Consider the following 6,900-nt stretch of genomic DNA (forward strand, 5'->3'; position numbering starts at 1 on the left):
CTACGTTCACTCTGCGCGTTTGCCCTCGCCGAATCGGCGCATAACGGAGTGCTGCATGTCATTATCTAAAACACTTATCGGCGTCGCGAAGGGCTTGTTGCCGGACTATGTTTATCTGAGCATGCATCATCGAAAAAAGGTCGGGCGCTTTCCGAACCTGATGAAGCCCACTACCTACAACGAAAAGATCCTTTACCGCTGCCTCCATCCTGATCCGAGATACGCCGATTTAACCGACAAGCTCACCGTTCGCGACTACGTGCGATCCAAGATAGGCGAACAATATCTGATACCGCTGATTGCAGAACCCGAGTCGTTCACCAAAGAAATATTCGACGCGCTTCCACCGGCTTTTGTAATGAAGGCGAATCACGGGAGCAGCTTCGTCAAGGTCGTTAAAGATAAGTCGCAAGTCAGCTTCGAAGAATTGTCGGCCCTTGCCACTCAGTGGCTGGCGATCGATTTCTATCGGGTGGCACGCGAGCGGCATTACCGCGCTATCAAGCATCGGATTTTTTTCGAAACCTTGCTTCTGGATGAATCCGACGCTGTCCCCGCTGACTACAAGATCTATTTCTTCAAAGATGAAAGCGGTCGCAAGAACGTGTTCATCGCCGTCATTTCCGATCGATTCGGAGAGCAGCCGCGCGGTGACTTCTACGACACTGAATGGAATCCGCTCGATATCGGTCTTGGACGCTTCGCGCGTAGCAAGTCTCCGAATCCGCGGCCTGAGAATCTCCCCATGCTTCTCGATATCGCAGAGCGGCTCGCGGAGGAATTCCAGTTTGTTCGAGTCGACCTCTATGCGCCAAAAGGCAAGGTTTATTTTGGCGAACTCACCTTTACGCCCGGCGCGGGTGTGTCTCAGCTTCGGCCCGATAGCGTCGACTATGAATGGGGCAAGTACCTTCAGGTCGAGCGCGCGCATTGAAGTAACGCCCCTCTTCCGGAGTCAACGGCCGCTCGCAGAGCGCATGGGTCCTTCTTGCTCTTGGCCCGGCACGGCAACGCCTCTCTTCAATAGCCTGCTTCTGCGCGAGCCAGACGCATTGGCCTTCTGATGCGGCCCTCGCGCGTCGGTACGCTTCGTTTTTTGCAGCACGTTTCTTTTGCAAGAAACCACCCATCCCCACCCGACTCGGGATTTACCCCGTACCCGCCCGCTTCCGCCCTCATTCTCAACTTGCGTTGTTATAATTCTTTCATCATCCGACCAGAATCTAACACTGCGCGCGGCGCCCTTCGGCGTTCGACCGCGGGCCCTCCGATGGCAAAAACCGATCGTCTGCGACTGCTTGCCAGTGCCCTCGAAAATCAGAGCGTGATGCGTCTGCGCGATGCCGCGACGCTGCTCGGCGTGTCCGAGATGACCGTGCGGCGCGACATCGCCGCGAGCCCGGCGCAGTTCACGTATCTCGGCGGCTACATCGTGAGCGCCGCGGACGTACCCAACGCCGCCGGCTACACCATCGAAGAAGAAAAGGACCACTTCGCGCAGGCGAAAGCGGACGCTTCCGGCGTGGCGGCGCGCTTGCTGGTGGACAGCGAAACGGTTTTCATCGACTGCGGCACGACTCTCACTACGCTCGTGCGCCAGATTCCCGCCGACATGCACCTCACGGTCGTCTGCTATTCGCTGAACGTGGCGGAAATCCTGCGGCGCAGGCCAAACGTGCGGATGATCCTGCTGGGCGGCGTCTACGTGCCGTCGTCGGATTCGTTCGCGAGCGACGAGAGCGTCGAAACGCTGCGCCGCATGGGCATCAACAAGGCGTTTCTGTCAGCGGGTGGCGTCGACGAAGCGCGCGGCGTGACCTGCTGGAACTTTCACGAGGTCGCGATCAAGCAGGCGGCGATGGCGAGCGCGGTGCAACGGCATCTCGTCGTCGATTCGAGCAAGTTCGGCAAGGTGAAGGCCGTGCGCTTCTCGCAACTCGACGACTTCGACTCGATCATCACCGAGGGCGGGCAAGCCGTTCGACGCGCGAAGTGATGTCGCGCCGCGAGTAACGCCGCCTCACCTCACCCGAAACCGGACTCTGAACGCACTCGGCAAGACGCCTTCCATACGCCGGAAGAACTTCACGAAGTTAGTGTCTTCCCCGAACCCGACTTCTTGAGCGATGACCTTGATCGAGAGGTCGGTATGCACGAGCAGCCGCTTCGCTTCCAGAGCGACACGTTTCTCGACCAGCTTTTTGGGCGTCGACTGACTCGCCACCAGACACGCGCGCGTCAAGGTTCGCGTGGTATAGCCGAGCGCTGCCGCATAGTCTTCGACGCGCCGCGTTTGCATGTAGCGCTGCTCAAGCGCTTCGATGAAGCGCAGATAAGTGCGGTGCGCGCCATCGGGTACTGGAAGAACCGCTTCCGCCTGGTCCGAAATGCGCACGAGCCGAACGATCAGCGCCTGCAGCTGAAGCTGGAGCACTCTCTCCGACAGCGCGGAACCGTCGGCCTCGCGATATTCCTCCGCAAGAAGGTAGATGTCCTCGATCGCCCGCCATTCAGGCCGCCGCGGCGGATGCAGCACCGTGGCAGGCCGGACGCGCCACGTCAGACTGCCGCATGCGCTCCGGTCCGGAGCGCCCATCTCCGACGCCAGAAACATCGGCGTGAACAAGATGATCTTCGCCTCCATGTCGGGTTGCAACCTGAACTGCTGCACTTGCCCCGGCCGGATATGGAAGATCGTGTACGGCGTCCAGTCGTAGCGAACGAAATCGATCCAGTGCTTGCCGCTGCCTTCCAGGCAGAGAATCAGCAAGTGAAATTCGGGGCGCTGCGGATGATCGAAATGATGGGGCGGTACATGCGCGATCAGATCGGATAGCGACAGGACCTCGATCTGCATATCGGGACGATCACGGTTGCTGTACCGGATCTCAGGAATCGAGCCGGAATACGGCAGCGCATTCATGGTATTCCGGCGCATGCTCACCTCCCGGCTTGCCGTGTCAACATTTGACCATTTATCAGCCCCATTTTGACATTTCCTGGACACGGCAGGAAAGCGAACATCGTGTCGTAACGTACATTCTTGCAACTAAAGCGAGGAAGACTATTTCGATCAATCAATCAACGCAACGTTTCGAACTCCGAATTTATCATCACGTGTAAGTGATACACGAACAAGCGAAACTCGGCAAGGGGTTTTGTATGAGCTTATAGCAGGGCCGTCAACAACAGTCGTTCTGCATCGATGCCCGCGACGTAAGCAAATGCTTACCGTCCATGTCGCCTTGCGTTGTTGCGCATCGCGCATGCAGACGCTCTCTTCACTTCACCGATTGCAGGGATGCCTCGTGAACGATACTCAACATCCAATGAACGGCAGGGAAAGGGTGGACATCCTGCGCACGATGGCCTCCACACATCCTGGAGGCAGCCTGTCGCCTCAACGCGCGCGTGAGGGCTTGCGCGACGGCGAATTCACGGTCGCCTATCAGCCCGTCGTGAAGGCAAAGACACTCGATCTGCTGGCCGTGGAATGTCTGATCCGGTGGCAGCACCCGGAACTCGGTGTGCTTCTTCCCGGCAGCTTCATGACAGCGCTGGAAGACACCGTTACCGCGCGGGCGATCAGCTATTTCGTGCTCGAGACGGCCTGCCACCAACTGGCCGGCCTGCAGCACAGTGGAGTATCGTCGGCGCGCGCCACCATCAACATCCAGCCGTCACAACTCGCTGACAGGGAATTGAGTGAACGCATCGTGGAGGCCTGTTCGCGTAACCAGATCGAGCCCTCGCTCATCGAGCTGGAGTTGCTCGAAACCGAAAACGCGTCGCAGGTATTGAATGTCAGCGACTACACGCGCCCGTTCGAAAAGCTGGGCGTGCGCTTCGCACTCGACGATTTCGGCTCAGGGTATTCATCACTTGCGATGCTGGGGTCCACGCGCATCCAGACGATCAAACTGGACCGCGCGTTCATCGCAGGCGTCCCGGCTTCGACGCGTGCGTGCACGTTGTTGACCAGCATCCTTCAGTTACTGGATCGAATGGGTTTTCTGGTGGTGGTCGAAGGTGTCGAGACGATGGAACAGCTACGCTGGCTCGCGCTGCATCCCGAAGTCTTCGTGCAGGGCTATTACATCGCACGCCCGCAAACCGCAATTCTGCAGGCGGTGAGGCCCTTCAACTAGACGCCATCACGCGTCGGCAAACCGTGGCACGTCTCGCGTCGTGCCACGGACGGGCCGTTAGCTCCTGCGGCCCAGCGCGAACAGCGTTCCCGCGATCAGGATGAACGCGCCGATGATCACTTTCTGCCACGTGCTCGGTACGCCGACGAGAATCAGCACGCTGTTGATGAGCGTCACGAGCACGACGCCGAGCAGCGTCCCCGCGACGGTCCCCGTGCCGCCGGTAATGCGCGCGCCGCCGAGGATCACGGCCGCGATCACATCGAGTTCGGTGCCGACGAGATCGAACGGGTTCGCGAGCCGGTTCGTCGATACATGCAGGATGCCGGCGACGCCCGCGAGCATCCCCGTATAGCCGAACACGAAGAGGTGAATCGCGCGCAGGTTGTAGCCGAGCCGCTCGGCGATCGGCAGGCTGCCGCCCATCGCGTAGACGCCGCGTCCCATCATCGTCCGGTTGAGCAGCCACCACGTCACGACGGCCGCGATCACGAGCGCGAGCACCGACACCGGCAACACCGCGCGCAAACCGTCGGCCGTGTGATAGAAGAAGAGCGGCAAGCGTCCGAAGCTATCCATGCTGTGCGGAATGTTCATGAAGAACTGCGTGCCGACGAACGTCAGCAGCAAACCGCGGTAAAGGTACTGTGTGCCGATCGTGACGATCAGCGAGGGCGCCTTCAGCCGATGCACGAGCAACCCGTTGACGATGCCGAGCACGACGCCGCCCAGCGCGCCCGCCACCAGGATCAGCGCGAACGGCGCATCCGGCCACCACGCGAATACGGCCTTGGTGAGCGAATACATCGTGAGCGCGGCGATCGCGGTGAACGACACGTCGATCCCGCCCGATGCCAGCACGACCAGCGTGCCGAGCGCGAAAAGCGACACGGTCGTGCCGGAATGCAGCAGGTCGAAGAGCGTGGCGAACTGGAAGAAGCGCGAATTCAGCGTGCCGACGATCAAACATGTCACCAGAATCAGCGCGACCGTGAACCACTCGGGATTGCGCATCAGCCGCGCGGTCCAGCTCAGTTGCCGCACGCGCGGCGCCAGCTCCTGCACGGATTGCGGCATCGCTTCATGCGATGCACGACGGACGGACTCGCTCATGCTGCCTCGGAAAGTAGAGCGTGATAAAGATCGGCTTCCGCCATCTGCTCGGCGCGATATTCGTTCGCGACGCGGCCTTTCTTCATCATCAGGATTCGGTCGCAGTTCTGCAGCAGTTCCGGCAGATCGTCGCTGATCAGGATGATGCCGATACCCGTCTGCGCGAGCCGCTGCATGATGCGGTAAATGATGTCTTTCGATCCCACGTCGACGCCGACGGTCGGCCCGTGCAGGATCAGGACACGCGGATCGATTGCGAGCCAGCGGCCGATCAGGACGCGCTGCTGGTTGCCGCCCGAGAGCGACTGCACTGGCTTGTCGACATCGGGCGTCGCGATCTGCAAGTCCTTCACGGTGCGCTCGGCCAGTTCCTGCGCGCGCTTGCGGTCGATCTGTCCAAAGCGGTCGCGCAGACTCGAGATCATCGCGGTGATGACGTTGTCGCGGATTGACTTGTCGAGGAAGAGCCCTTCGTTCAGGCGGTCTTCGGGCACATAGCCGATGCGCTGCAGCTTGGCATCGGCGGGAGAATGCAGACGCACGAGCGAACCGTCGAGCGTCACCGTGCCCTGGTTGGACGGCGCGACGCCAGCCAGCGCACGCGCGAGTTCGTTACGACCGGAATCGAGCAACCCTGTCACGCCGAGAATCTCGCCGCGATGCAACGCGAACGACACATCGGCGAACTGGCCCTTGCGACCGAGCGACTTCACGTCGAGCACGATCTCGCGCGCGGCTTCTGCACCCGCCTCGCGATAACGCTCGGTCGAAAGATGCTTGCCGGTCATCAGTTCACTGATCTGCGCCTTGGTGTAATCCTGGATCGGACCTTGCGCCATTTTCTGGCCGTCGCGCAACACGATCACTTCACCGCCGATCGCGTAGCACTCGTCGAGCTTGTGGCTCACGAACAGCACCGCAACGCCGTCGGCGCGCAGTTTCGCAAGCACCGTGATGAGGTTGTCCACTTCCTTCTGCGTGAGCGAAGTCGTCGGCTCGTCCATGATGACGAATTTCGCCGCGCTCGCAATCGCGCGCGCGATGGCGACGAGCTGGCGCGTCGCGAGCGGCAGCTGTTCGACGAGCGTCGCCTGGAAATCGGCGTCGCCAGGCAGGCCCACGGCTTCGAGCGCGCGCGCAGCGGTTGCCGCGAGCGCCCGGCGATCGAACGTGCGCGCGAGGCGTCCCGCGTGTTCCGCGAGTTCGGACGTCAGCGCGACATTCTCCGCGACGCTCATGTTCGGCAGCAGCGACAGGTCCTGATAAACCGTTTCGATACCCGCCGAAAGCGCTTCGAGCGGCGAAAGCCGCGCATGACGCTTGCCTTCGATCACGAGTTCGCCTTCATCGGGCGGTTGTGCGCCCGAGATGATCTTGATGAGCGTGCTCTTGCCGCAGCCGTTCTCGCCGAGCAGATGGTAGATCTGCCCGCGCCTGAACGAGAGGCTCACGCCGCGCAGCGCATAGACGCCAGTGAAGCGCTTGTGAATGTCGACGACTTCGAGAAGCGGTGCTGAATTCATCATGGCCTTGATTTGCTTGTCGACTGCCGGGGGGGGGGGGGCTGCCAAACCCACAACCCCCCCCCCCCCCCCCCCCACCCACAGACAGGGTGGGTAGGCAGGTGGGCCACCGCCCC

The 6,900-nt window shown here is 60.9% G+C and carries 6 protein-coding genes; 3 read left to right on the plus strand and 3 right to left on the minus strand.

What is annotated here, in order from left to right; genetic code table 11:
* Positions 1-55 precede the first annotated feature (55 nt).
* Both QCE48_RS20890 and QCE48_RS20895 read left to right on the plus strand, forming a co-directional pair.
* Positions 56-934: an ATP-grasp fold amidoligase family protein gene (locus tag QCE48_RS20890; protein WP_309783876.1), complete on the plus strand. Its 879-nt coding sequence runs from the start codon at positions 56-58 to the stop codon at positions 932-934.
* Between the two features lie 336 nt (positions 935-1,270).
* On the plus strand, positions 1,271-1,996 hold the full coding sequence (locus tag QCE48_RS20895; RefSeq protein WP_309783877.1) for a DeoR family transcriptional regulator: 726 nt from the start codon (positions 1,271-1,273) through the stop codon (positions 1,994-1,996).
* A gap of 24 nt (positions 1,997-2,020) precedes the next feature.
* Here the strand turns inward: QCE48_RS20895 and QCE48_RS20900 are convergent, their stop codons facing one another.
* On the minus strand, positions 2,021-3,007 hold the full coding sequence (locus QCE48_RS20900) for an AraC family transcriptional regulator (RefSeq protein ID WP_309783878.1): 987 nt from the start codon (positions 3,005-3,007) through the stop codon (positions 2,021-2,023).
* 301 nt (positions 3,008-3,308) lie between these two features.
* Between QCE48_RS20900 and QCE48_RS20905 the strand changes: the two genes are divergently transcribed.
* A complete protein-coding gene (locus tag QCE48_RS20905) occupies positions 3,309-4,148 on the plus strand; it encodes an EAL domain-containing protein (RefSeq protein WP_309783879.1) in 840 nt (279 codons plus the stop codon).
* A gap of 57 nt (positions 4,149-4,205) precedes the next feature.
* On the opposite strand, the gene QCE48_RS20910 is transcribed toward QCE48_RS20905, so the two are convergent.
* Positions 4,206-5,261, minus strand: coding sequence for an ABC transporter permease (locus tag QCE48_RS20910; RefSeq protein ID WP_309783880.1), 1,056 nt, complete (start codon positions 5,259-5,261; stop codon positions 4,206-4,208).
* Positions 5,258-6,787 carry a sugar ABC transporter ATP-binding protein gene (locus tag QCE48_RS20915; RefSeq protein ID WP_309783881.1) on the minus strand — a complete coding sequence of 510 codons (1,530 nt, stop codon included), beginning with the start codon at positions 6,785-6,787 and terminating at the stop codon, positions 5,258-5,260. The genes QCE48_RS20910 and QCE48_RS20915 overlap by 4 nt, the downstream gene beginning before the upstream one ends.
* Between the last annotated feature and the right edge of the window lie 113 nt (positions 6,788-6,900).

Source organism: Caballeronia sp. LZ024 (genome assembly GCF_031451455.1).
Classification (GTDB): Bacteria; Pseudomonadota; Gammaproteobacteria; order Burkholderiales; family Burkholderiaceae; genus Caballeronia; species Caballeronia telluris.